This is a genomic window from Ruegeria sp. BC7 (assembly GCF_056539165.1).
Map to the genome: position 1 here is coordinate 22,193 of NZ_JBQFUL010000007.1, position 24,929 is coordinate 47,121.

20 protein-coding genes are annotated in these 24,929 nt (G+C 53.4%); 15 read left to right on the forward strand and 5 right to left on the reverse strand.

Features of this window, described 5'->3' with window-relative positions:
- The first annotated feature begins 347 nt into the window (after positions 1-347).
- Complete coding sequence (locus ACR0KS_RS15960) at positions 348-860, forward strand: hypothetical protein (RefSeq protein ID WP_170416127.1); 513 nt, start codon at positions 348-350, stop codon at positions 858-860.
- 43 nt (positions 861-903) lie between these two features.
- Here ACR0KS_RS15960 and ACR0KS_RS15965 read toward each other — a convergent pair whose 3' ends face one another.
- The 3 genes from ACR0KS_RS15965 to ACR0KS_RS15975 form a co-directional block, all read right to left on the reverse strand.
- Positions 904-1,920, reverse strand: coding sequence for an AraC family transcriptional regulator (locus ACR0KS_RS15965; protein ID WP_170485929.1), 1,017 nt, complete (start codon positions 1,918-1,920; stop codon positions 904-906).
- A gap of 199 nt (positions 1,921-2,119) precedes the next feature.
- Complete coding sequence (locus tag ACR0KS_RS15970; protein ID WP_170416131.1) at positions 2,120-2,602, reverse strand: hypothetical protein; 483 nt, start codon at positions 2,600-2,602, stop codon at positions 2,120-2,122.
- A gap of 125 nt (positions 2,603-2,727) precedes the next feature.
- On the reverse strand, positions 2,728-3,648 hold the full coding sequence (locus ACR0KS_RS15975; protein WP_170567699.1) for a helix-turn-helix domain-containing protein: 921 nt from the start codon (positions 3,646-3,648) through the stop codon (positions 2,728-2,730).
- 146 nt (positions 3,649-3,794) lie between these two features.
- On the opposite strand from ACR0KS_RS15975, the gene ACR0KS_RS15980 reads away from it, so the two are divergent.
- The 7 genes from ACR0KS_RS15980 to ACR0KS_RS16010 all read left to right on the forward strand — a co-directional run bounded on the left by ACR0KS_RS15980 (position 3,795) and on the right by ACR0KS_RS16010 (position 11,725).
- Complete coding sequence (locus ACR0KS_RS15980) at positions 3,795-5,537, forward strand: amidohydrolase family protein (protein WP_170567698.1); 1,743 nt, start codon at positions 3,795-3,797, stop codon at positions 5,535-5,537.
- A gap of 148 nt (positions 5,538-5,685) precedes the next feature.
- Positions 5,686-6,111: an antibiotic biosynthesis monooxygenase gene (locus tag ACR0KS_RS15985; protein WP_170418591.1), complete on the forward strand. Its 426-nt coding sequence runs from the start codon at positions 5,686-5,688 to the stop codon at positions 6,109-6,111.
- Between the two features lie 47 nt (positions 6,112-6,158).
- The gene (locus tag ACR0KS_RS15990; protein ID WP_170418588.1) at positions 6,159-6,986 is read left to right on the forward strand and encodes a hypothetical protein; all 828 of its coding nucleotides are present in this window, start codon (positions 6,159-6,161) and stop codon (positions 6,984-6,986) included.
- A 126-nt stretch (positions 6,987-7,112) separates the two neighbouring features.
- Positions 7,113-7,919: a DUF3299 domain-containing protein gene (locus tag ACR0KS_RS15995; protein WP_170567696.1), complete on the forward strand. Its 807-nt coding sequence runs from the start codon at positions 7,113-7,115 to the stop codon at positions 7,917-7,919.
- A gap of 235 nt (positions 7,920-8,154) precedes the next feature.
- Complete coding sequence (locus tag ACR0KS_RS16000; protein WP_170418583.1) at positions 8,155-9,879, forward strand: amidohydrolase; 1,725 nt, start codon at positions 8,155-8,157, stop codon at positions 9,877-9,879.
- Between the two features lie 41 nt (positions 9,880-9,920).
- Positions 9,921-10,478, forward strand: a complete 558-nt coding sequence (locus ACR0KS_RS16005; RefSeq protein ID WP_170418580.1) for a hypothetical protein — start codon at positions 9,921-9,923, stop codon at positions 10,476-10,478.
- A 212-nt stretch (positions 10,479-10,690) separates the two neighbouring features.
- A complete protein-coding gene (locus ACR0KS_RS16010) occupies positions 10,691-11,725 on the forward strand; it encodes an NADP-dependent oxidoreductase (protein ID WP_170486543.1) in 1,035 nt (344 codons plus the stop codon).
- Between the two features lie 625 nt (positions 11,726-12,350).
- On the opposite strand, the gene ACR0KS_RS16015 is transcribed toward ACR0KS_RS16010, so the two are convergent.
- Positions 12,351-12,617: a DUF4242 domain-containing protein gene (locus ACR0KS_RS16015; protein WP_170418575.1), complete on the reverse strand. Its 267-nt coding sequence runs from the start codon at positions 12,615-12,617 to the stop codon at positions 12,351-12,353.
- A gap of 162 nt (positions 12,618-12,779) precedes the next feature.
- On the opposite strand from ACR0KS_RS16015, the gene ACR0KS_RS16020 reads away from it, so the two are divergent.
- Together ACR0KS_RS16020 and ACR0KS_RS16025 are read left to right on the forward strand one after the other, a co-directional pair.
- The gene (locus tag ACR0KS_RS16020) at positions 12,780-13,652 is read left to right on the forward strand and encodes a LysR family transcriptional regulator (protein WP_170567694.1); all 873 of its coding nucleotides are present in this window, start codon (positions 12,780-12,782) and stop codon (positions 13,650-13,652) included.
- Positions 13,653-13,774: 122 nt separating this feature from the next.
- The gene (locus ACR0KS_RS16025) at positions 13,775-16,525 is read left to right on the forward strand and encodes an AsmA family protein (RefSeq protein ID WP_170418569.1); all 2,751 of its coding nucleotides are present in this window, start codon (positions 13,775-13,777) and stop codon (positions 16,523-16,525) included.
- Positions 16,526-16,537: 12 nt separating this feature from the next.
- Here the strand turns inward: ACR0KS_RS16025 and ACR0KS_RS16030 are convergent, their stop codons facing one another.
- Complete coding sequence (locus tag ACR0KS_RS16030) at positions 16,538-17,005, reverse strand: hypothetical protein (RefSeq protein WP_480681543.1); 468 nt, start codon at positions 17,003-17,005, stop codon at positions 16,538-16,540.
- Positions 17,006-17,283: 278 nt separating this feature from the next.
- Here ACR0KS_RS16030 and ACR0KS_RS16035 point away from each other — a divergent pair, with 278 nt between their 5' ends.
- From ACR0KS_RS16035 to ACR0KS_RS16055, 5 genes are all read left to right on the forward strand, one after another.
- Positions 17,284-18,522: an NADH:flavin oxidoreductase/NADH oxidase family protein gene (locus ACR0KS_RS16035; protein ID WP_170486541.1), complete on the forward strand. Its 1,239-nt coding sequence runs from the start codon at positions 17,284-17,286 to the stop codon at positions 18,520-18,522.
- A gap of 181 nt (positions 18,523-18,703) precedes the next feature.
- Positions 18,704-20,482 (forward strand): acyl-CoA dehydrogenase family protein, encoded by a 1,779-nt coding sequence (locus ACR0KS_RS16040; protein ID WP_170567692.1) that lies wholly within the window; start codon positions 18,704-18,706, stop codon positions 20,480-20,482.
- 413 nt (positions 20,483-20,895) lie between these two features.
- Positions 20,896-21,675 (forward strand): DeoR/GlpR family DNA-binding transcription regulator, encoded by a 780-nt coding sequence (locus tag ACR0KS_RS16045; protein ID WP_170418556.1) that lies wholly within the window; start codon positions 20,896-20,898, stop codon positions 21,673-21,675.
- 83 nt (positions 21,676-21,758) lie between these two features.
- Entirely contained in the window at positions 21,759-23,447 is a 1,689-nt protein-coding gene (locus ACR0KS_RS16050) for a Na/Pi cotransporter family protein (protein WP_170567690.1), read from the forward strand.
- A 345-nt stretch (positions 23,448-23,792) separates the two neighbouring features.
- On the forward strand, positions 23,793-24,815 hold the full coding sequence (locus ACR0KS_RS16055; protein WP_170389096.1) for a putative 2-aminoethylphosphonate ABC transporter substrate-binding protein: 1,023 nt from the start codon (positions 23,793-23,795) through the stop codon (positions 24,813-24,815).
- Positions 24,816-24,929: the final 114 nt, after the last annotated feature.

Sequence of the window (24,929 nt, forward strand, 5' to 3'; positions counted from 1 at the left end):
TCGCGTAAGCAGGACAATCTTAGCGGAAGTCTCGTTTGATTGTTGGGCAACATCAATGGGCAGACGGGAAAAGCAGTTTCAGACTCTCACTTAATTGACAGTCCTGTTTCTCAGACTCCAAGGCCGCACTCGACTATTGAGAAATGAATTTGATTTGACACGTACTTTTTGAATTGAACGTAAAGTGTTCCGTCATGCTAGAACTGTACATTTCTCCCAGCTTGGCAGGTTTAACAAAAACTTTGGCTCGTTGTCGAATGAGGAACAGGAAGGTCGACTCCAATATTGAAGGAAAGCACTTAGCAGAGTGCGATGCCAGTAGTTGAGACAAATTTGGAGCGCCAGTCATGAAGACCGAGTCCATTAGTGCAGTTGAAGTATTCAGTATGCATTTGAATAGGCATTATGAAGCTGATCAACGTGCAGACGCCGTCGTTGAATTGCTTTTGGAAAACGAAATTTCCAGATGGGATTTTTGGCCATTGCTGCAAAATTTGTGGGGTGGATTTGAAAAAATCAATCACACCATGTTTGTTCACGCGATGGGTGCAGAGAACCGGAAATCAAGCTGGAAGCCAACCACCGAGTGGCGCCTGCTTCCCAGAGAAATCCCGATTTATCGCGGTCAAAGCTTGGGAAAGGAAGTTGGCTTGTCTTGGACCAACAGCTTTGAGGCTGCCTTAGACTATGCACTCAAGTGTGGCCGCGCGACGAACACAACTCCGGTCGTGCTCGAAACTAAGATCCCCAAACACGCGGTTGCTCTGGTCATCGACGACTATGGCAGGAACGAATTTGTATTGTGGAAAGCGCCCCGGATTTCAGACTGTGCGGTTACTCAAGTTTCGTCACCTCACTAACTGAGCTACTGGCGTACCCTTGCACCGAATGCGGGGTTTAAAGTCAGTTCCTTGCTAGAGTATTTTGCTGTTGAAATTGCCGTGGTGATAAGCCCGTCCAGCGCTTGAAAGCCGTAGAGAATGCAGCCTGTCCTGCAAAGCCGAGGTAAAACGCAACTTCGCCTATAGAGAAACCGTCTTTCAGGTATGTTCGGGCAAGATCGCACCGAATGTCATCGACAATTTGGCGAAAACTCAAGCCTTGCTCGCTGAGACGCCGGGACAACGATCGCGAACTGAGCCCCAGGCCGGTTGCTACATTTTGCAAGTCGGGAATCCGACCTGGCAGTTCGTTCAATAATTGAGCTTCAACCCTGTTGCGGATTCCCAATTTTCGACCGACTTTCTCTTTCAGCAGGCTTTCCCCATAGTTGATCAAATGCTCTTTGAGAGCGGGATCGTAGCTTGGAATTGGAAGATCGAGAGATGAAAGCGGCAGGATAACCTCGGTTTTTTCTGAACCAAAGGTTACGGCGCATCCGGCTGCTTTTTGTATGTCAGGCCCTGCCGCCTTTACCACGTGCTGAAACCGAACCTCCAATGGATAGAGCTGGGTGTCCGTGACCATGCGCATTACAGCAATTGCCGAGAAGATCAGGAACTCTGTTCGACGGTGGAACTTGGCGAGACCTCCGTCAATAATTTGCAGTTGTAGCGAAGCATGATTTCCTGAAACAACCAAAATGTAGGAGATGGTATCGTCGGTTAGCGTGCCAAAGTGCGAAGCATTCTCGATCACTTCTCTAAGATTCTGAGAATACTTCAAAATGTACCAAACGATGTCACGTGGTGAATTGAAGCCAAGCCCGGCGACTGTCGCAAATGCTGGCGTGCTTAACTGAGCGCAAGCCAGACGGACAAATTGGCCTTCTTTGTAGGGATCAATAAGTCTCGATGGCTCATTCAGGTCACTGGGCGTGAGTCCCGACTCCTGCAGCACATTTTCAAACACATGGGTGTCTGATGCCTTTTCTTGAAACATTCGGGAAAAATGTCGTAGCCAAGCGTTGTCGATACCCATGAGCATTTCCTTTTATGCGCGTGGTTCTAGCGTCGAATAATACTCATCTGATCGTTGGCGACAATTGACATGCAAACTGGCGGCTCTGTGCCAGAGTTTCACACCGACGTGGTGGGTGTTCCAAGCAACGGCTGCTGCGCACGATGAAACTGCTGCAAGATTTGCAGCAGTTTTTTTGATTTTCAAACATGGGCACGCCTTAGTGAACGGCGTGGCCAGGGGTGGATGGAGTAGCATTTGCTGTCATGGGAAAGACAACGTGATAATCCCCCGGTGCCTCATTCATCTGATTTTTGGCCAAAAGCTCTCTTTGTGCCTGCTCCACCGCGTCGTCAAGTTGCGACGTCTTCGCGCTGGTGAGATCCAAAAGGTAATCCGATATCTCAGGAAGCACCTTGTACCAGCCTGGGTTTTCCAGCGAAAACTGGGCGAAAATACTCATTGTGAACTTGAAAAGTCGCTCGGCACTATTTTCGCGCGATTCACGCGCAGCCCAGAGCAGAGTTTCCTTCACGGCATTTTCAAACGCGACTTGAGCAGTAGAAGAACCGTTCAGGTCGATATGGATTTGATTTTCCCGCGTTCGCTTCAATTCTGCAGTCCGCAGGACCAGATCCTGAGCGGCGGCTATGGTTGAGGGATAAAGAGCCTGCAACGCTACTAGCTTTTTGTAGTTGGACATCTGATTGCTCCACGCTTGTTTCTGCAATTCAGATATTGGAGTTGAGTGAGGCCGCCAGCAGGTGGTTTACAGTATGATAACGGTTTGAAAGTGATATAATACTTTGAAATGCAAGTATAACATTTCTACTTTGCGGCGCGCTTGGCCGTTTCAATCGGCGTCTCTCCAAAGAACTGACGGTAGGCGACGGATGTTCTGCCAAGGTGATTGAAGCCAACTTCCCCAACCAGTTTCGATACGACCCCTTTTTCATATGGCGTTTCAAGAAGCAAAGATCTGAGCCGGTGCAATCGAACCAGCGTCTGAAATTTACTCGGGCCAATACCCATCTGTTTCTCGAACGCGGCGTATAGGGATCGTCTGGGTACTCCTAGAAAGTGGCAAAGTGTCTGAACAGTTATTCCGGGATTGCTACTATCCATCAGAAACTCCTCTGCGGCAGTGACGATCTTCCAGTGCCCCTCGTCCGATGATCTGGAAACGTCCGCCTTGCCAGAGCGGAAAAGCAAATCACCCGTAAGGCGTTCAAGTTTTTGAGAAAGCGTACTAAAAATCTGTGTCTGATTTATTGTAGACTTCGACATTCCCTGACCAAGGGTAGTCTCCAAAGCATATACGTAGTCATTAAGTGTTTCTGATTTGGCCAACCGAATTGGTGTCTTGAAGTCCGCCCAGCCGCGCTGATTGGATACTGCCCGAGGAACTTCCAGCATCAACACACGTGTTCCGGCCTCAACAACATAGTCAAACTCTGTCGGTCTCAGTCCGTGCCAACAGACCAAAAATGGCGTGTGATACAAAACCCCTTGAAACCGGACGGGATCACCGTGCGGAAGAAATAGCCCATAGTAGATCGTGTCGTGGTGCTGAATCTCGTGATATCGCACACGCGAATGAAATGTCTCAATATGTATGCCAAAATTGTCGAACGGGGCGCTTTCCCAAGTCACGATTGGCCCCTTTGGGTCAAGCACTGTCGCGTTGAACTCGACGTCTGTGTAGACAGGAAGATTTTCAAACGAGTGAATCTGAACGCTTTGCAACATGACGCCTCGGATTTTTCACCCTGTGTCTGTGAGGTGGGTTCAAAATTTAAGTTAGTTTGCACAATTCGGATAGCCAACTTCAAGCTTATGCTACACTGTTGATCCTAAGCATAAGAAATCCTTTTTCAAACTTCTCGGAGATTCCCATGAGAAAATTCTCCTGCTCTGTTGCAGTTCTGTTGATGACAACCACGGCCTCTTTTGCGCAGGTTGCAGACCTGGTTTTTACCAATGCTTCGGTCTTGACCATGAATGATGATACGCCAACGGCCCAGGCCGTCGCCGTTACAGGTAATCAGATCAGCTATGTTGGGGATGTCGCGGGCGCAGAGGCGTTGATCGGTGACAGCACCGAAGTTCTGGACTTGGGCGGTGATACCCTGTTGCCGGGCTTTGTATCAGGCCACGATCACATCGTTGCGTCGGGCTGGACGTCGCGTGGCGTAAGCTTGTTCGGAATTGAATCGCTGGATGAGGCATTGGCTAAGATCAAAGAATACGCAGACGCGAACCCCGACGAAGAATTGATCCTCGGCTATGGTTTCAATCAGGTTGCCTATGGGGGATGGCCCACCAAAGAAGATCTGGACTCAGTGGTGTCTGACCGCCCCGCTTTTATCCTGGACTTCACCATCCACGACGTTTGGATGAATTCCAAAGCCTTTGAAGCCGGACAAGTCAGTCCTGACGAGGAAGATCAGGTGCCAGGGGTTATGTTCTGGCAGCGCGATATTGAGGGCAATCAGACCGGAATTGGTATCGAATTTCAATGGGCAGCGGCGTTTAGAAATGCCGGCGCTTGGGACCCGGCCGGGGAAATTCCTGACATCCAGAAAAACCTTTACGATCAAGCTGTCAAAACCGGAATTACGGCGGTTCACGTACCCTTGATGGCTATGCCAACGGTTACGGATTTGTCGCTGGTCAAGGATGACGAGAAACTGGCGCTTGCACATCTGCACGAACTAGAAAAGAACGGCGAGCTTTCGATCCGTACATTCGTTGCAACCGGCTTTAAGGACCCTACGGCAACTGCCGACGACATTGTCGCGCACACACTTGAGTTGCGCGAGCAATACGACAGCGACATGTTGCGCATCTGGGGCATCAAGATACATCCCGAGGGGAACTGGAGTTCAAAAACGGCGTGGATGTTGGACGATTACGCTGACGGGTCCGCGACGCGCGGTGCGGCTGCCATCGAAGGTCCCATGATAACTTCGGTGTATTTGCAAGCTAACCAGAATGGGTTGCCGGTGGGCACCCATGTCGACGGATCACAAACGGTTCGCAATACTGTCGAAGCGATAATGACCGCGCGCGGCGCGGGATATGACGTCCCCAACAACCTGTTGCACCACTATTTCTGGGTGTCGGATCAGGACCATGAAACCGTTATCGAAAACGGGATCATGGTAAATACGACGCCGCTCTTTCATGTCGACTGGGAGGCGCAGGATGTAAATGCTCTGGAATTGCTGGGACGAGCAAAAGTAGAAGCGATTTATGGCCGCTATTCCTCGTTGATGGCGCTGGGGCATAACGTATCGATTTCCTCGGATGTACCATCCGCACCCATTAATATGATTGGTCCGCTCCTGAATGTTGAAATTGCAATGACATTGCAGGACCCGCTAAATCCGGACAGCAAGCCCTTCCCCCTGTCGCGCAAACCGGCGTCGTTGGAGGAATCGCTGAAGGCGGTCACAATCTATCCTGCCGCGCAGCAAGCGATGGAAGACAAGATCGGTTCGATCGAAGTGGGCAAGTACGCCGACCTCGTAGTTCTGGACCAGGACATTACTGCCGTTGAACCTCGTGAAATCTCGAACATCAAAGTGCTGGGTACGCTGATGGATGGGCGGTTCACACATCGTGACGGTATCTGACACCCAAATGGCGACCAGCGCGTCATTGACGCGCTAGCTGCTCTTGTGGAGCCCTGATGCTGCCCTTGGAAACAGTCCCACGACCCTGTTGTTTTTCAATCAGACTCAAATTTTGGGGGGCGGTTAGAACTCGTAAAAGGAGGCTGAAGTGAAAATTCGACCCAACCTGACTACTCTGGCAATTGTCGCGGGCCTGTCGGCAGGATCTGTTAGCCACGCGGGTGAAGTCGCCTTTATAGCTGTCCTGAAAGTGGTTGATGAAAACACACAAGCGTTCGACGCATTGGCTGAGGAGATGGTCGCCGCGTCTGCCGCAGATGATGGGTTATTAGTCTATGAGTTCGCTCGGGTTGGCGAAACGGTTTATGGCTATGAACGCTATCTGGATGCCGCGGCTCACGCACGGCACGAGACGATTATTGAGCCGTATCTGCCAAAGCTGATGGAACTGGCACAATTTGAACGGATCATCACCCTTTCACAGCTTTCAGAAGACCAGCAAAGGCTGTTTGAAGGCATTGGCGCGGAAATCGGCCAACCCGTTGCAGGCGTGGCGCAGGACCGCCCTCAATAGCCTGAAAGCACCAAAAAAACAGGAACTAAGTCAAAACGGGATTGTTCATGAATATTCGGATTTTCATTTTAGTCTTGCTTTTCCTAGGAGCGCTTACTGTACGCCCGGATGGTGTTTTCGCGTGTGACGCCGCATGCGAGGCCGCTCGAAAGGCGGCTAACCCGCTGGCAGACACAAAGGCGCTCATGACGGACAACACGATCGCTTTCAGGACCGGCACAAATGACGAGGACAGCTACAACTTTCAGCTTCAGCCGGTTTACTCGGTGCCACTTGAAAGTGCATCACTTGTGTTGCGCGGGATCATCCCTATTCAAGGTGTGCAGCCGGGTGCAGTTCTGCCGCCTGGCATCGTCGACCCTTCACCCGAAGATGACCTGACTTGGGGCATAGGCGATTCAACGGTACAGGCGTTTTATGCGCCGACACCCGGCGCGAGCGGGATTGCAGTCGGATATGGCCTGCAGGTTTCGATGCCAACCCACACAAATGATGCGCTGGCCGGTGCCGGTTGGGGCGCTGGACCTGCGTTTGTGGTATTTGGACAGGCGGGCGAACTCTCATGGGGCGCAGTGGTCGCGCACATGTGGGGCGAAGACGACTTTAGCGTTAGCATCCTGCAGCCAATTCTGACCTACGGGTTGGGCGAAGGTTGGTACGTTGGGTACAATAACGTCATTTCCTACAACTGGAATGCCTTGGGAAATGACGAAGCATGGGCGGTTCCGTTGGGTTTAACTGCTGGCAAGACGTCAATAATCAATGAATCCGAGGGGACGGCCATGGATGTAAGCTTGGGGTACTACTTTTTGGAGCGTAGACCTGACGGTGGTCCAGATCGGCAAGTCAAAATTGGCCTTTCGTTCTTTTTCTGATCGACAACAAATTCGCCAGAACTCCGGCCATCTCTGGCTGCAAGGCCACGAAAAGAGCTAAGTTGGAATGTGATTCAACCCAAGGATTGAGTGCCCGCCTCGCAGACCATTTTTGGGAAAGCAACAATGGCAGAATGTAACCGATACTCGAAAATGGCCCGCGGCTTTGTTGCACTGGTTCTATGCATCTTTTTGCAGCTATCTCCACGGATTGGCCTTGCTGAAACTGTTCAGTATTTGACTGAGGGCTCACCTTCGGGCGCTCCGAGGTTTGGCCAGGGTACGCACCAGATAGACGCCTCGCCCAGCTCAGGTATTTCCGGCATAGACCTTACCTCTCAAAGTCACTTAGCAGTCAACTGGCAGGAACTTTTGCCTCCGCTTAAATCTCTCGAGTTGCCGTTTGCGTCACTGCCCGCTCCGCAATTGGAAGCTATGCGGACACACGTGCGCTGGCGGACTTCCAGTGTATCAGAGCGCTCTGATCAGGGGTTTCTAGCTGAGCATGAAGCAGCAATTGCCCTTTTGAACAGGCACAATGTTGACGTGGAAAATCTCATGCGAGAGCGCCGCAAGATCATCGCCCAAAACAGTGCGAATGGCCGTGGCCCAAATCCGAATATCCTCGGTAAAACAATAAGGATTCCGGGTTACATCGTCCCGCTGACACTTAGCGGCGGTGTTGTGACCGAGTTTCTTTTCGTGCCTGTTGCCGGGTCTTGCGTTCATACGCCAGCGCCACCTCCCAATCAGGTCATTCACGTTGTTTATCCTGAGGGTGTCGAGTTCAGTTCGATCTTTGAAGCATTCTGGATTGAGGGCGAGTTACATGCAGAAGAACGGCTAAGCGATGTGTCATTCTACGATGGCGCTTTGAAGGTAGAGTCAAACTACGGCCTAGAGGCTCGAAGCGTTCATTCTTTCGATGGCTAGGTGTGTCGGCAAATCAAGTTTAAGGCCACGTCGCTGCGGGGCTTAAGCCCATGCCGGTGTCTCTGGGTTTGTCCGTTGGTAAAACGACCAAAGCAAAGGAAGGGAACAGCTTTGGGCCTGAACGCTGGAAATTTTGATGCTGCACGATACCTTACCGGAGATACCAGCAGACAAAAAAAGATTGGTGTCTCATTCTTCGTTAGAACAAATTGAAATAGTGGGGAGTTAGTAATTCATGCGTAGCACGGTACTCTTGGCCACGGCCGCAAGCCTGCTGGCGACTGTAGTTTCAGCGCAGACAGGGCGTGAGAATCCAACCGCTGATTACGCATTGATAAATGGCGCGATCCACACAATGGACGAAAGCGGGACAGTCGCCGAAGCCATCGGAATAGAAGATGGAGAAATTGTCTATGTGGGCAATGCCGAGGGGCTTCCAAATGTCATAGGGCTGGGAACCGAGGTTATCGACCTTGGCGGTGCGATGGTGCTGCCGGGTTTCGTGGATGGTCATATTCATGCCGTTGCCGGTGGCCTCATCATGCTTGGGGTGGATTTACAAACGGATGACAAGGATGAGCTTTTCGCGTTGATCCGCGAAGAAGTTGAGACGAACAAGGATGATCTTATTCTTGGGTACGGTGTGCGCTTTAATCCGTGGACTGACGGGAATCCGACGGCGGCCATGCTGGACGAAATCGAGTCTGAACGTCCGGTTTACTTTTGGGCGATAGATGGCCACGCGGCTTGGGCAAATTCCAAGGCTTTGGAACTTGCGGGTATTGACAAGGATACACCAGACACGGTCCCGGGGTTTTCGTTCTTTGAACGCGACACAGAAGGAAACCCGACCGGTTGGATCGTGGAAATTCCCGCGCAGCTTCAGGTTCTCTCGGCGCTGATGGAAATCTCGCCTGAGTTTATGAAGGACGGCGTTGAGGTTTGGATAAACCGTTTCGCGGCTGCCGGTATCACTTCGATTCATGACCATGGCATTCAAGGCATGGGTCAGGACGAAGGGTTTCAAATGCTGACCGACTTTGAAGCCGCAGGAGATTTGCCTCTCAGGGTTGTTGGTTCGTACTATTGGAATGACGGCAATGTCGATCCGCTGCCAGGAACCCTGGAATTGCGTGAGAAGTTTAATTCCGACCTTGTTAAGGCGCGATACCTCAAGATCAACATGGATGGTGGCGATGACAAATGGACCGCGCTCATGGTCGAACCCTATTCTGACAAACCAGAAAATGTCCCACAGCCCATTATCCCCTACGATGTGATGCAGGACGCCGTTATCCGCGCAGATGCGGCTGGGGTCGATGTGACCTGTCACTGTTTCGGAGACCTTGCTGTTCGCAGACTTCTTGACGCAGTAGAAGCCGCAATCGAGGTTAATCCGCAAAGGGATCGGCGTCACAAAATCACCCACGGAGTTTACATTCATCCGGACGATTACGCGCGTTTCGGTCAGCTTGGTGTCACATACGACTCTTCGGGCGCTTGGATGAGTTTTGATCCGTTGATGCAATCAATAGCAACAAGCAGAGTGGGGCCAGAGCGCGTAGACCTCGCCTTTCCGACGACACGCGTTCTTTCTGAGGGTGGAAAGTTCTCTTTCGGGTCAGATTGGCCCGTTTCGGGCTACGTGTCCGAGTACCGGCCGCTTGCAGCCATAGAAGCCGGTGTCACGCGCACTCTGGACGGTCGTAAAAACATAGCCCCCCTTGGCGGCGATGAAGCAAAGATGTCACTCGACCAAGCGCTGCGTGCACATACCATAGATTCAGCATACGGCATGGGATTGGACAGCGAGATCGGCAGCTTGGAAGTCGGGAAGAAAGCCGATTTGGTCGTCTTGTCCCAAAACCTCTACGACATCGACCCGAACGACATTTCGGAAGTCGATGTGCTCTATACCATCATGGATGGCAACATAACTTGGGATCATACGAAACAGTAAATATCCCGGGATGAAAAGCCAACTTCGGGAGGAGGACTGAAGTGACCTACATTCTAAGAGCCTTGCTTGCGACAAGTTTGGTTATTGGATTGACGAGCCAGGCGATTGCCTGTGGCAATCCACTGCAATGGGCCATGCTTTTCGAGCGTCACCCGGAGGCAAAGGTAGCTTTTACTGCGGATATGGAGGCGCGCTCCTCAGGATTGGTCCAAGCGAGGCCGTATTTGAGGCGGCCCGGTATTTCCTATCATTCCTGGTCAGTGCAATCCCTAAACCAGCTCGCGCAGGAAATGGCGCCGTCGGTTGCTTCTAGTTTGCAGGACGGAGACACACTTACGATCCTGCTGGCAATCGAAGTTGCCGCGATACGTTTCCACGGCGGAGACCGCGCACCCGAAGTTCTGGCGGCTGCCGAGCTGAAAACGATTTCAGACTACGACGTTACGACAACGGTAAACGTGCTTCATTCAGGTTGGCGGCACGATCTGGACTTCGCCGCGATGGTCGAAAACGAGCTTTTGATTGTTTCCCAGCCTCAAGCCGGTAATGCCCTCTCGGCGGTTTTTGGAGGGATAACCGAGGCTTCGTACAAACCTTGAAATTTGTGATGTGTTGAGAACTATTGGGGTAAACAAAGCAGGGCTATCGATGCCGGGCACGAAATGCAGTTCGGCGTCGGGTGCCGTGAAACTCTCTCAGTCCTTTTAGTTCTTGTCAGTGCCCGCTCAAACCGGTCACTAATAGTAGGTCGTGCAATACGAACAGCACTTATGCGATTTAGACCAACACGTAGCACCATAAGGAGAAATAGATGCCCCAGACAGCCGAAACCAACCGAAGGATTGTTCTGAACGAGCGTCCAGTAGGCTTGCCTGATGCGAACACGCTGCGGATGGAAACGAGCGAAGTGCCGACACCTGGCGAAGGTGAAATGCTGGTTCGTACCGTTTTTCTGTCACTTGATCCTTATATGCGCGGGCGGATGAATGATGCCAAATCCTATGCGGAACCCGTTGCCATAGGCGGGGTCATGACCGCCCAGGTGGTTGGGCAGGTTGTCATCTCTAACCTCAATGGATTTGAACCGGGCGACTATGTTCTGTCCGGGAGTGGTTGGCAGGACTATGCGATTTCCGACGGAACCCAAGTTATCAACCTTGGCAAGTCGCCCCAAAATCCGTCTTGGGCGCTGGGGATATTGGGTATGCCCGGCTACACGGCATATGCGGGTCTTCTCAAGATCGGAGAGCCGAAGCCAGGTGAAACAGTAGTTGTCGCAGCGGCTGCCGGCCCGGTGGGTGCTACGGTAGGGCAGATTGCTAAGCTCAAGGGATGTCGGGTTGTCGGCATTGCAGGCGGGGCAGACAAATGTGCACATGTCGTCGAAAATCTGGGTTTTGACGCGTGTATTGACCACCGTGCTGATGATTTTGCCGCACAGCTTGCCTCGGCCTGTCCTGAGGGTATCGACGTCTATTTTGAGAACGTGGGTGGTAAAGTCCTGTATGCCGTTCTGCCTCTTTTGAATCCGTTCGCACGCATTCCTGTCTGCGGCATAGTTGCGTGGTACAACCTGACTGACCTGCCTGACGGACCCGATATGGGACCCAATATCATGGGAACCCTGTTGCGGATGAAGGTTAAGATGCAGGGTTTCATCATCTTCGACAGTTTTCCGCAATCTGTGTATCACGAATTCAGTCGCGACATGACGGGTTGGATCAAAGATGGCTCGGTAAAGTACAAAGAGCATATGGTCGAAGGTCTGGAGAACGCTCCAGAGGCGCTGAACCAACTGTTGCAGGGCGGTAACTTCGGTAAAATGGTGGTAAACGTGGGATCCTGAAATGACGGATGACCCTGTTGAGTGAAACCTGAACTGGGTCATCCTTTTTCGGTCGGGAACATCCTTAGATCTTTGATATTGGATGCAGCCGGCATTATCCGATTGTGATGTCCGATTGTGCAGAGCAGGGCATTCAGGGAAACCAAGCTACAAGTGGATTGCTAGTTTCTGACGCACGCTGTGCGCCGCACTTTCTGCGCCTGACACTCATTCCTTCTTGTGCAATCGCCCTGAGAGTTTCTGCCGCTTTCAAAGATGCACTTTGGAATGGAGCGGGACCAGCCTTGTCGGGTTGTGCACACATCTTTTCCGGTGCATTGGGTGCCGCCACATGTTCTTGGAACCCACTGTTTCAAGGACTGGTAATTGCTCCACCCGTTGGGGCAGGAGTCCCCGGCAAATGCACAGACGGTGGTTCCGCGAATATCCACTGCGACCCCGCCTTTGCCAGCGCAATCTGCGGCAACGCCGCTTTGTGCGGACGCCGCCAGAAAGATGGTTGCGACCGACAAAAGCATCCTTGCCTGGCAGCGCATTGGACTCTCCGTTCCAGTTTGGTGGTTGGGATAGAGTGCATCATCCGGCTGAATTTGAAAACACTAGGGGTCTGACTGCCAATTCCGATTTACTGCGGGGTCAAATCCATCGCCGCCACAACCTTGTCATACGGCAGCCCGGCCGTGTCGTTCAGGCGACGAACCTGTTCGGCGCTTTCGCCTTCAAACAGGCACATGCAGCGGCCGTCCTCGGGCGCAAAAGTTGATCGGACATAGCTTATTTTGTCGCCATCTGCGGTCATGCGTGCTGCGGTGCCAATCGCCGCTTGCTGGGCTGCGCCAAGGTCTTCCATACTGATGCCCTTGAGGTTTCTTTCGACCATGAAAACAGACATTGTTCTTCCTTTCTGTCCTGTGAAACCGATGGCTCCATTGCACCACGGGGCTATGAAAGAGGGAACTACCGATCCTTTATGGCTTAATAACTCCAGGTTTGAGTAAAAACGTGTATCCTGTTGGCCGACTGACATCGGAAAAGAGAGGTCCCAAAGATGGAGATGTCTCAGATCAGATATGTTTTGTCTGCGGCCAAACACCTGAATTTCACGAAGGCTGCGGCAGAGTGTAATGTGAGCCAACCAGCCCTTACCAAAGGGGTAAAGTCGTTTGAGGCTGAGCTTGGCGCACAGGTGTTTCATCGAGAAGGCCGGAAAATCCTGATCAGCGATTTTGGCCGAACGATGTTGCCGCACCTGCAGCACATCGTTGACGAGGCCGCCGCGACTCGGATGTTGGCCCAGAACTTCAGGCTTTTGGAAAAAGTACCATTACGGCTGGGTGTTCTTTCAACGATCGGCCACGTGCGCCTCGCCCGTTTTCTGGCGCAATTTGAAAAAAGTCACAGTGGATTGGAACTGTCGGTCAATGAAGCGAGCGCCTCAAAGCTGAAGGACATGCTGGTCGAGGGGGAAATCGACGTTGCCTTCATGACATTGACAAACGAGCTTGAGGAAGAATTCCGGGCACATGCCCTATACACCGAGAGGTATGTTGTCGTTTTTTCACCGGATCATCGATTGAGGCAGCTCAATTCAGTTCCGTTGAAAGAACTGTCGGGCGAAAACTACGTGGACCGACTGGCCTGTGAGCTGCGAGAAATGGTGATGTCGGTTTGCCAGACGAAGGGCGTGGAACTTTATGCGCGTTTCCGTTCCGAGCGTGAGGACTGGATTCAGGCAATGGTCGCAGCAGGTATCGGGTTTGCGTTCATGCCGGAATATTCGGTTACCCTGCCGGGGCTGATGCAGCGGCCGCTTGTTCAACCGGATGTCGAACGCACGATCGCCGCCTTCACTGTTCCGGGCCGCAAATATTCCCCTGCTCTGGATGCGTTGATGCGGGCGTCGCATTCGTTTGCGTGGCCGGGGTAAGCGTATCGAGCTTGGCCCTGCGCACCAGGAAAACCACCAAAATTGGCCAACAGACGAGAAATATTGGCGAAATTTGATTTGCTGATAAACTCGACCCTCAGGAAGATGCCTGGGGAGGGGTCATGGGGACTTGGCTGAAAAGAATTATAGGCGCTGTCGTTCTGTTCGTTGTCGTAGCGGTCGCTTCGATCTGGTTGTTGTTTGCGGCGCCGCTTTTCTCGGACATGCGGCGTGGTCTGGTCGAACAAGTCCTTTCGGATCAGATCGGGCGCACGCTGCTGGTCAACGATGATGTCAGTGTCGCACTCGGACGTATCACAAGCATCTATGTCGGAGGGGTGGTCATACCAAGCCAGACCTTTCCCGATACGGCTCTTGCAGAGTTAAAGCTGCTTGAGCTGGAGCTTGATGTCGCGGCGCTTGCCAATGGGCGTTTGCAATTCGACAATTTGGTGGTTGAAGGGCTACAGACAAATTTGCTGACTGCGGCCGATGGCACAACAAGTTGGTCAACAAAGCGGCCTCGCACAAAAACGCCGCCTGAAAGCGCCGAGGCAGAGCCCAGTCGTGAACCTCAGGAGATGGAGGTCACTCCGGCCACGAACACTGAACCGAACAGTGGCATTCTTGCCTTTCTCAGCGACAAGAATGTGACTTTCACGTCTATTGGTTTGAAGGTCGATGACAAGGTTTCAGGGTTTTCTTTTGTGTTCGACCTCGAGTCTCTGGCCTTGGATCAGGTTGATGGTGAACAGCGAACGACAGTCTCTGGAATGGGGTTTGTAAATGGCCAGAGCTTCGGGATCGAGGGCGATTATCCACGCGGAGCGCCGTTCACCACACGCGCCAGTTTTGGCGAAATGACAGCCAGCTTCGATGGTGAGCCGTTGGATGAAGCTCAGGGTGGTGGATTTCAAGCGGCGTTGCAGATGGACACGGGTGAATTCGGCGATTTTCTCGATGTGCTTGGTCTTGAGCGCGTTCTTGAAGGCAACGGCCAGTTCCACGCCGAGATCGTGTCTCAGGATGTTCTCAAAGTAGATACCTTTTCGACATCCATCAGTCTTGAGGAAGGTCAACAGCTAACCGCAGAAGGATCGGTCGAAGACCTCTATACGGTTCAAGGCGTTGATATGGTATTTGACGCGCGCCTCTTTCCCGAAGGCCAGCCGCCCGAAGCGGCCAAGAAAATACAAGACCTAAAGTTCACTGCGCTTGAGATGCATTTGGTCGGGGCGCCGTCCTCGTTCAAGTTTGAGAAGCTGCTGTTCGAGACCAACGCATTCGATCAGGGGCTGGACGTTATCGGCCCTGCCTCTATCGAACGTGTGCGCCGTATGCCGGATGGTCGGTTGGCCATGTTAGGTTTGACGTTACAGGCCGGTCCGATCGAAAACCCAATCCTTGTGGCCCAAGGTGAAATTCTCGACCTGCTTCAGCTTGAGGATGTCACGTTCGAGGGGACTTTGAACGGTCCCGTGAATCTGCTTCTGCCAGATGTAGACGCGCAGTTCGTTGATCAGTTCGGCGGAATAAAAGCCGATTTTAGTCTGTCGAACGAGGGCGGTCCGGTTTCACTCAACAAACTGAACGCAACCAGTTATGGAACTGACCTTTGGGCGATGGATCTTGCGCTTTCCGTGAGTGAGCTAAAAGGTTTGTCGGGTCTGGATTTTGATATTGACCTTGATCTGGGCGACGGGGCGACATTTCTGACTGCTCTCGAATTGGAACCTGTTGAGACTGGTGCGCTTTCTATCAGCGCGGAAACGACAAGGCAGGCCGACGCGTTTCAGGCGTCGGTCGTGTTTGAAGCCGGGTCTTCTCAAATTCAGACAGCTTTGGACGCGAGCTTTCCCGGATCGGGAACTGTTGTTCGTGGCGGTCTGACCAGCGAGAGGCTTGATCTGAACGACCTGAAAAACCTGACTGCTGCGTTGAACCAACTCAAAAGCCTGGTCGGGGGCAATAGGCCAAAAACGGATTCTGAAACCCAACCACTGGTACTTTCTGACGATGATGACCCGGCAGTGCAGCCCCTGGTCCTGCCGGAGAAAAAGGGCAAGCCGGCTGATCTTCTGGACGTTCAGCGCATGCTTGCTGAGGCAGATGTCGAGGTGGCGATCGAATTCAAAGAAATCGTTGGCCAGAAAGGTGTGACTGCCGTCACAAGCGATTTGACTGCCAAAGACGGAGTTGTGGATGCCGGGCCGCTGCAAATTAGTTATGGCGGGGGCAATTTCAGTCTGAGGGCGGTCGTGGACCTGCTTGAATCGCCGGATTGGGTATCATTGTCCGGTTCAACATCCGGGTGGGAATTCGGCGAAATCCTTGACGAGTTAGGGATTGGAATTGACGCGTATGGGCGTCTCAGTGGGGACTTCAACGTCGCTGGCAGTCTTGCTTCGGGCAAAGCCTTCTTGAACTCGATGCAAGGAAAGGCGGCGCTCTCTATGTCTCAGGGCTATATCAGCACCAGCCTTCTAGAACTGGCGGGGCTTGGTATCTTCCCGTGGCTGTTCTCGGAAGAACTTCGTCAGGGATACACTGACATTACGTGCGTTGTGGCCCCGGTTCGCATTGACGCTGGACGGGTTTATTCGGAGTCCATCGTGATAGAAACCGGTTCCGTTCAGTTGGTCGCGAAAGGACAGGTAGACTGGGCAAATGATACAATCGCGCTCAGGGCGGAACCGCGCCGCGTTGGAAAACCACTTTCCCGAAGCGCTTGGCCCATTGAAGTCAATGGCCAGCTTTCAGCACCAAAGTTCAAGCTGGACGTAGGCGGGTCAAGACAGTCCGTGTCAGGCAGCGCAGATGAAATGCCGGCGCAACGACAACCCTGCGTTCCAGACCTGCAACAACTGCAATAGCTGGCCGCAGTTTCATTCCGTGAGCGGTTTGGGCTGTTCTGCCTGACAAGCCTGTACAGCTTCAATCGCTTTTGCAGAGCCACTCAGGTCAAGCTGGACCGAAGTCCCGCTTTCGCCGGTTATTGTAACGCCCTGTCGTTTCCCGAATTCACTTACAAACTCGGGGTTATCGAAGAACGCATAACCGCCGGGGACTCCGTTCTTGAAGGTGCCAACCGCGTCCCCAGCGAACTTCGCATCGCCAAAATCGAAATTTACCAGACCTGTGGCACCGTCTTCGATCTGCTCCCACGCCGGGTTATAGGCCGCGAAAAAACCACCTTGCTGATTGGGGGCCGCGCCGATTTCGACCGTCATTCCATCGCCGAATTGCTTCCACGCGAGACACCCGTTGCCCTTTTCAGGATCAATCAAGATCGTCCAGTCGCCAGACTCGCCCCACCGTTCCATGCCAGCGCCAAGTACTGAACTTGCGGACATTAAGACGACTGCGGTTAGACCCCATTTGCGCATCCGGCACCTCGTATCTTGTTCCAAAGTCAGTAAATCAGAACTGTTTTCGCAGGGCCAATACTATTCTTGCCAGAGAATTCTGGGCTTGGATTTTGGCTGGGCGGTCAATTCGCAAGAGCAGCGGTTTTGCCTACGAGAAACCCCAACTAAATTCCGTTGCGGCAGATCAAGCGGCAGAAGGTTGAAGCAGTACGTTTGATTGGTATAGATTTTATACCAAACTGCCTCTTTGATTGGACCTCAGGATGACATCGCCTCTTGCCGTGCCGTTCCAACTTGGAAACAAGGCCACTATCCGCAACCGCTTCTTTAAATCCGCCGCCAGCGAACAGCTGGGGGATAGAAACAGGAACCCCAAACAGGGGCTTGCAACGCTTTATCGAACGTGGGCTGAAGGCGGAAGCGGGCTGGTAATGACCGGTAACGTGATGGTCGATCGGTCTGCCTTGGGTGAGCCGTATAACGTGGTGCTGGATGATCAAAGTGATCTGGACGCTTTTCGCTCATGGGCTCAGGCGGGCAAGGTCGATGGTGCGCATATTTGGATGCAGCTCAACCATCCGGGAAAACAAAGTCCAAAACAGGTTTGCCCTGAACCCATGGCTCCCTCGGCGGTGCCACTTGGACCCGCGTTGTCAAGTGGGTTCAACCCGCCGCGCGCTCTGACCGAGACCGAGATCGAGGCTATTATTTCGCGCTTTGCGCGCGCGGCCGCCCTCGCTCAGCAGGCGGGGTTCACCGGGGTTCAAATCCACGGTGCGCATGGGTATCTGGTCAGTCAGTTCCTCTCGCCGCATCACAACCGGCGTGACGATAAATGGGGCGGATCGCTTGAAAACCGGATGCGTTTCGTCCTTGAAATCTACGCTGCAATCCGCGCGGCCACCGGGCCTGACTATCCCATTGGCATCAAGCTCAACTCGGCGGATTTCCAAAAAGGCGGGTTCAGCGAAGACGACTCCATCCGTGTCGTCAAAGCGTTGGAGGAGGCCGGAATAGACCTGATCGAAATTTCGGGCGGAACCTACGAGGCTCCGGCGATGATGAAGGGCAAGCGCGAGAAAAATGTGCGTGAGTCGACGCAGAAGCGCGAAGCGTATTTCCTGCAATATGCGGCGGAGTTGCGTAAAACGGTCAACGTGCCGCTTGTTGTGACCGGTGGTTTCCGCAGCCGCGTGGGAATGGAGGAGGCACTGAACAGCGGTGCCACAGACATGGTGGGGCTGTGTCGTCCTTTGATCCTGCGCCCAGACCTGCCAAATGCTGCTTTGGCCGACCCGGATTTCCGGTACGAGCTGAAAGAGCCCAGCACTGGTATCCGGGCGTTGGATTTGATGACAATGATCGGATTGACTTGGTACGAGGGGCAGTTGTGGCGTCTTTCTCGCGGCAAGCCGACGCGAACCAATCTGCCGCCAAAACTGGTCGCGTTGTCAATCATATGGAAATCGCTGACGGGTCCCCGCACCAGATTGCGAGCCTGACCCGGGCTACGACGAACGTTTGATGTGGCATTGACCGGCGGCCCACGCGGCCGTCACTGGGTGAGGGTGATTAAAAGCTGTAATATCCAGCATATTGCAATCGGCCGAGTTGTGCGAGGGAACTTTGCACCGGGCGCGACAAACCTCGCGCCCCGGTTCAACGGAGGGAGGGCAAAAGCTCGTGGACTATATTAATCAAGACGACCTGTGGTTTTTGGTTTTTGACTGGCTGAAAACCGAAGAACTGACAACCCGCGACCAGTTTGCAGAGCACGATCGTGAGACCATGCAGTCGGTTCTTGACCTTTCGGCACAGGTCGCACGCGATAAATTCGCACAGCATTTCAAGGTGTCAGATCGGCAAGAGCCATATTTGTCTGACGGAAAAGTGGTGCTGCCTGAAGAAACGGCTTCGGATCTGGCCGCCTTTCGCGAGGCGGGCTTCTTTGGGATGGGCTTTCCTGCCGAAAGGGGCGGGATGGGATTGCCGATGACGGTAACGATGGCCTCAAGCGCGAACTTTACAGCCGCAAATTGCTCTACCGCCGCGTATCCGTTTCTGACTCAGGGAAACGCCAACCTGATGTTGGCGTTCGCATCGGAAAAGCAGATCGAAACTTGGGTTATGCCTGCGATTGAGGGGCGAAATTTCGGCACGATGTGCCTGAGCGAACCTCAGGCCGGATCGTCTCTGGGGGATATTCGTACAAGGGCAGAGCCGGATGGCTCGGACGAATTGGGCGTGCGGTATCGTCTGCGGGGAAACAAGATGTGGATCTCTGGTGGGGATCAGGAGATCAGCGAGAATATCCTGCACCTCGTTCTTGCCAAAGTGCCCGGCGAAGACGGGAAGCTCATACCGGGGGTCAAGGGAATTTCGATCTTCGCGGTGCCGAAATATCTTCCTGACGGGTCCAAGAATGATGTGGCCGTTGCTGGCCTCAATCACAAGATGGGCTATCGCGGTACAACGAACTGCCTGCTGAATTTTGGTGAGAACGACGGTGCCATCGGGTGGCGGATCGGAGATTTGGGCCAGGGCTTGGCAATCATGTTCCACATGATGAACGAGGCCCGGATCGGGGTCGGTATGGGGGCCGCGGCGATGGCCTATCGCGGGTATGTTCAATCCGCCGAGTACGCGCGTGAACGGCGGCAGGGTCGGTCATTGGAGCGTGGCAAGGGTGGGTCTGATACCGCGATGATCCCCATCATCGAACATGTAGACGTCAAACGTATGTTGCTGTCTCAAAAAGCCTACGCCGAAGGTGCGCTGGCCTTGTGTCTGTATTCCTCCAGACTTTCGGATGATGCACATACGCACCCCGACGAGGATGAGCGCAAGAACGCAGCGCAGCTACTGGATTTGCTCACACCTGTCACCAAAAGCTGGCCCTCTGAATTCGGGCTGGTTGCCAATGACTTGGCCATTCAGGTGCACGGGGGGTATGGCTATACGCGCGATTATGACATGGAGCAACTCTATCGCGACAACCGCCTCAATCCCATTCACGAGGGGACATTCGGCATTCAGTCGGCAGATTTGGTGGGGCGCAAGCTGGGTCAGAACGGTGGTGCGGGCTACCGCATCCTGATTGATCGGGTTTCGCAGACCATCGCGGATGCGAAACAGGACGAGTCTCTGGCGCAGGAAGTTCATCGTCTAGAAGAGGCCGTAGAAGCGATGCAGAAGGCGGTGATTGCGTTGGCCGGGATGGGGCCTGTCCCTGCGGCTCTGGACAACTCCGGTGCCTTCCTCAGCGCCTTCGGCCATGTCGTGCTGGGTTGGCTCTGGGTGTCTCAAGCGCTGGCGGCGCAGGGCGATGATCGGGTGGCACGCGGCAAACAGGCGGCCTGCAGGTATTTCCTGCGCGTTGAACTGCCCAAAGCCGTGGTCGGCTTTTCCCAAGTCGAGCGTGCAGAAGCCTGCATTGCACAGACGGAAGCCGAAATTCTGTAAAACTGTCTTCAACTGGATTGAGAGCCTGCGGAACCGTGATGCGGTTCCGCGTTCAGGTTTTGGGACTTGCCCGATCTCCCGGCAGTGGATCAGCGTCTGTGCTTGCACGACCGGGTCCCCAATCTTCGTGCGGACTGTCCATCATCAGGCCGATGAAAACTGGGACCGGGAAAGCAAGGATCGGCGACCTTTTGCGGGTAGGTGCGAAACAGGTCTTTTTCGCTTAAGTGTTTCTTCGTGTCGCGCTTTGGGTGCTCAAGGGCTGTGGTTTCACAGTATTTTGGGCCCGTGATCATGCTGCTGAAAAATGGGCCCAGCCCGTCGAATTTTTGGGAATTTGCTCCAATTCCAACATTTTTGTGGAACTATGGGCGAAAAACGGTATTTTGCCCAGAATATGTGGAGAATATTGCATGGCCATACACGAAACTGTTTCTCCCAGGGAATTGCAGCTTCTTGAGGCACTGCGCCAACTTGGTGGCCAAGCGCGAAACGTGGAAATCGCGAGCCTGCTGAATGTCTCGGACGAGACGGTACGACGCACGATTAAATCCTTGTCTAAATTGGGCCTCGTTTCGCGGGCGCATGGGGTCGCGCGCCTGCTTGAACCCCAGTATGAGGCAAATTTCTTTCAACGTTTAGGCGAGTTCACGCAGGAAAAAGGTCAAATCGCAAATGCTGCGGCGGCGATGATACCGGACGGGGCAACTCTGTTTCTGGATGTCGGAAGCTCTACTGCAATTGCGGCCGAGGAATTGCGTGCCAAGCGCAATCTGACCGTCGTGACCAATTCGACGAAGATCGCGCACAAGCTGGTCGAGCACAATGGCAACCGCGTGTTTCTGCTGGGCGGTGAGATGCGCAAGGACGAGATGGGAACCTTCGGCTTTGTGGTCGAGGCCCAAGCGCGGCGATATTCCTATGACTTCGCAATAATCAGTGCGGATGCGCTGAACTCGAAATTTGGCTTTTTGTACAACAACTCAGCCGAAGGCGAGCTGGCCTCTGTCATACTTGAGCGCTGCAACCTGTCGATCATTTCAATGGTTCATCAAAAATTTGAAACCGCTGGGCCGCATCAGTGCTTTGACCCGAGTTTGGTCGATCACCTTGTGACGGACCGCGCGCCGGGCAAGAAAATGGGCGCGAAATTGGGACAGTGGGAGGTCAAGGTAACCGTGGCTGCCGAATGAACATGAACTTCCAAAATTCAAGCGACGATTTAGGACGGGTCGTCATGGGTTTTTGCCGGGAAAAGCAAAAGGGCAACTAGAGAATGGCAATTTTAACCTTCCTGATGCAGTTGGCCGGGGCAACGATGTTGCTTCTGTTTGCGGTTAGAATGGTGCGAACCGGGATCGAACGAAGCTATGGCGCTTCGTTCAAAAGGGTCTTGACGCGTAAGGAGAGCATGGTTGAATCCAGCCTGACCGGATTGATCCTGGCTGTTGTTCTGCAAAGTTCGGCTGCGGTCGCTTTGCTTGCTTCGGGATTTGCGGCTGGCGGGTTTTTGTCGTTTTCGAGTGGTTTGGCGATCGTGCTGGGCGGCGATCTGGGGTCGGCTCTTGTTATCCAGATATTGTCGTTCCGGTTGGACTGGCTTGTTCCTCTGCTTCTTGCGGTCGGAGGTTGGTTGTTCGTCAAAACCGAGCGCAAGAAAAGTCGTCAGATCGGGCGCATCCTGATGGGGATCGCTTTCATACTGATTTCTCTAAGATTTCTGCGTGAAGCCATGGACCCAATTCGGGATAGTGCGTTCCTTCCGGCAATCGCTGACTATCTGGTTCGGGACTACGTAACCGCATTTCTGGTGGGCGGTGCGCTGGCTTTTGTAATGCACAGTTCGGTAGCCGCTATTCTGATGTGCGTTACGCTGGTGCAGATCGGTGCTCTGCCGTTTCCAGCAGGTTTGTCACTGGTTCTGGGGGCCAATCTTGGCAGTGCCTTGATCCCGGTCTGGTTGACCCGCGGATTAGACGTGCGCGCGCGGCGTATTCCCTATGCAAATCTTGCACTGCGCGGAGTTTGGGCGGTCGCCTGTCTGTTTGCAGCACAATTGGCACTGCGCTCAGGTGTTTTGGGAGGCGACTATCAGGGTCAGATGCTGGTTAATGCCCATCTGGTCTTTAATGCGTCTCTTTTGATCTTGTCGCTGCCCTTCTGCAGAATCCTGCAGAAGCCGTTTGAGACGATTTTGCCAGACGCACGGCCCGTTTCAGAAACCGACCCTTTAGCGCGTCCGGCCAGCGCACTCGAGCCGGAGATGGCTGATACTCCGGCGTTGGCGATCTCTGCGCTCAAGCGTGAATTGCTGCGTATGGCGGAATTGGTTCAGATGATGTTCAACCCGTTGCTTGGGCTGTACAAGTCAGGCGACGCTGAACAGATCGGGGCAGTTCAAGCCATCGACCTGGAGGTCAATCAGTGCCTGAGCGACATTCGCGCCTTTGTTGCAAAGCTTCCTGCTGAAAAGATGGACAAAAGGAATTCGGATATCGCGCGGGATATGCTGGAATATGCCGTGCGTCTTGAGACTGCTGGCGATGTGGTGGCCAAACGCCTGACTGTATTAGCGACCGAGCTTGGCGGCTCTGGCAAGCAATTCTCGCCCGAAGGATGGTCGGAGGTTCAGGAAATGCACGAAAAGATCCTGGCCAACCTGAAGTTGGCAACCAATGTCATCATCTCTGAGGATCTCGAAAGCGCGCGATTGTTGAATCTTGAAAAAACCGAGATCAAGCGGGCCGAGCGCGACAGTCGTAAACGCCACTTCCGCCGGTTGCAGAAGGGTAGGATCGACAGTTTTGAAACCAGTGACGTTCATCTGGAAACATTGCGGGCATTGCGAGAGTTCAACAGCCACATTGCGGCTATTTCAACACCGATCCTCTATGCGAACGGCCAGTTGCTGGAAACGCGCCTGATCGAAGAATTGCCGCAGCACGAACGCAACGCCGAAGTGTAAAAGCTGCGCGGGTTTGTCTGCTTCGTGGTTTCTGCTGTGCATGCAACGACCACGGGGCGTGTCTCTTTGCGCGTGACGGTCAATTCTGCAACTGCCGAAAATTCCAGCTTCTTCTCAACCCATTGTTCACGCCGGTGGTGGTTTTGCGCAAATCATCGGCGGAGAATTTGTAAATTGCCGCATTTATAGCAGGTCTTGAAACTATAAGTACTGCTTATGATGTAGTAGATATTATCGATTTTTCTTAGTCCTGTATTCTGTCAAATTACTTCCACCAAAAGTTAGAAAATCAAAGCGCCGCACGAGAATGGCGTAGGTGTCATACTCAACTCAACAGAGGGAAACATGAAAAAAACCACGTCTAAGTTTATCGCTACTGTGGCTGCGGCCTTAATGGGAACAGCGGCAGCCGCCGAAACCGAACTGACCGTTTACACGGCTGTCGAGGCCGAAGACCTGGCCCGGTATGCGGAACAATTCAACGCCGCTTACCCGGACATCAAGATTAACTGGGTTCGCGATTCCACTGGTATTATCACGGCAAAATTGCTGGCCGAGCGTGACAACCCGCAAGCCGATGTCGTCTGGGGTTTGGCGGCGACTTCTTTGCTGCTTCTGAAATCAGAAGATATGCTTGAACCCTACGCGCCAGTCGGAGTGGAAAAGCTGGATGCGAAATTTGTCGACAGCGGCGACGTTCCCAGCTGGGTCGGAATGGACGCTTGGGTGGCTTCTGTCTGCTACAACACGGTTGAAGCGGAGAAGGCTGGTTTGACACCGCCGACCTCGTGGAAGGATCTGACAGACCCGCAATACAAGGGGCATGTCATTATGCCGAACCCGAACTCGTCCGGTACCGGATTCCTGGACGTTTCAAGCTGGCTGCAGATGTTCGGTGAAGATGGCGGTTGGGAGTACATGGACGCGCTGCATGAGAATATCGCGCGCTATACGCATTCGGGCTCCAAGCCGTGCAAGCTTGCTGCGGCGGGTGAGATTCCGATCGGAATTTCGTTTGCTTTCCGTGGCGCCAAGTCCAAGGCCGCTGGTGCGCCTCTGGACATCATCGTTCCGTCCGAAGGTGTCGGTTGGGACATGGAGGCGACAGCGATTGTCGCAGGAACAGGCAATCTGGAAGCCGCGCAGAAGCTGGTTGATTTCTCGGTCACCAAAGAGGCCAACGAAATGTACAACACCGGCTATGCGGTTGTCGCGATGCCGGGGATTGCCAAGCCGGTCGAACACTTCCCCGAAGGTTTGCTGGATGCAATGATCGACAATGACTTTGAGTTCGCAGCCAACAACCGGGCGGCCATCCTGAAGGAATGGCAGTCTCGCTACGACGGCAAGTCCGAACCAAAGAACTGATGAGCTTGGCAGGAGGGGCCAGGTGCCCCTCCGCCCTTTGGACAGAAAATCCCACACCTTCATGAGCGGCGCAGTTTCCCCTCGGCCCTGCCTTCGCTAATCTCAAGGATCTCT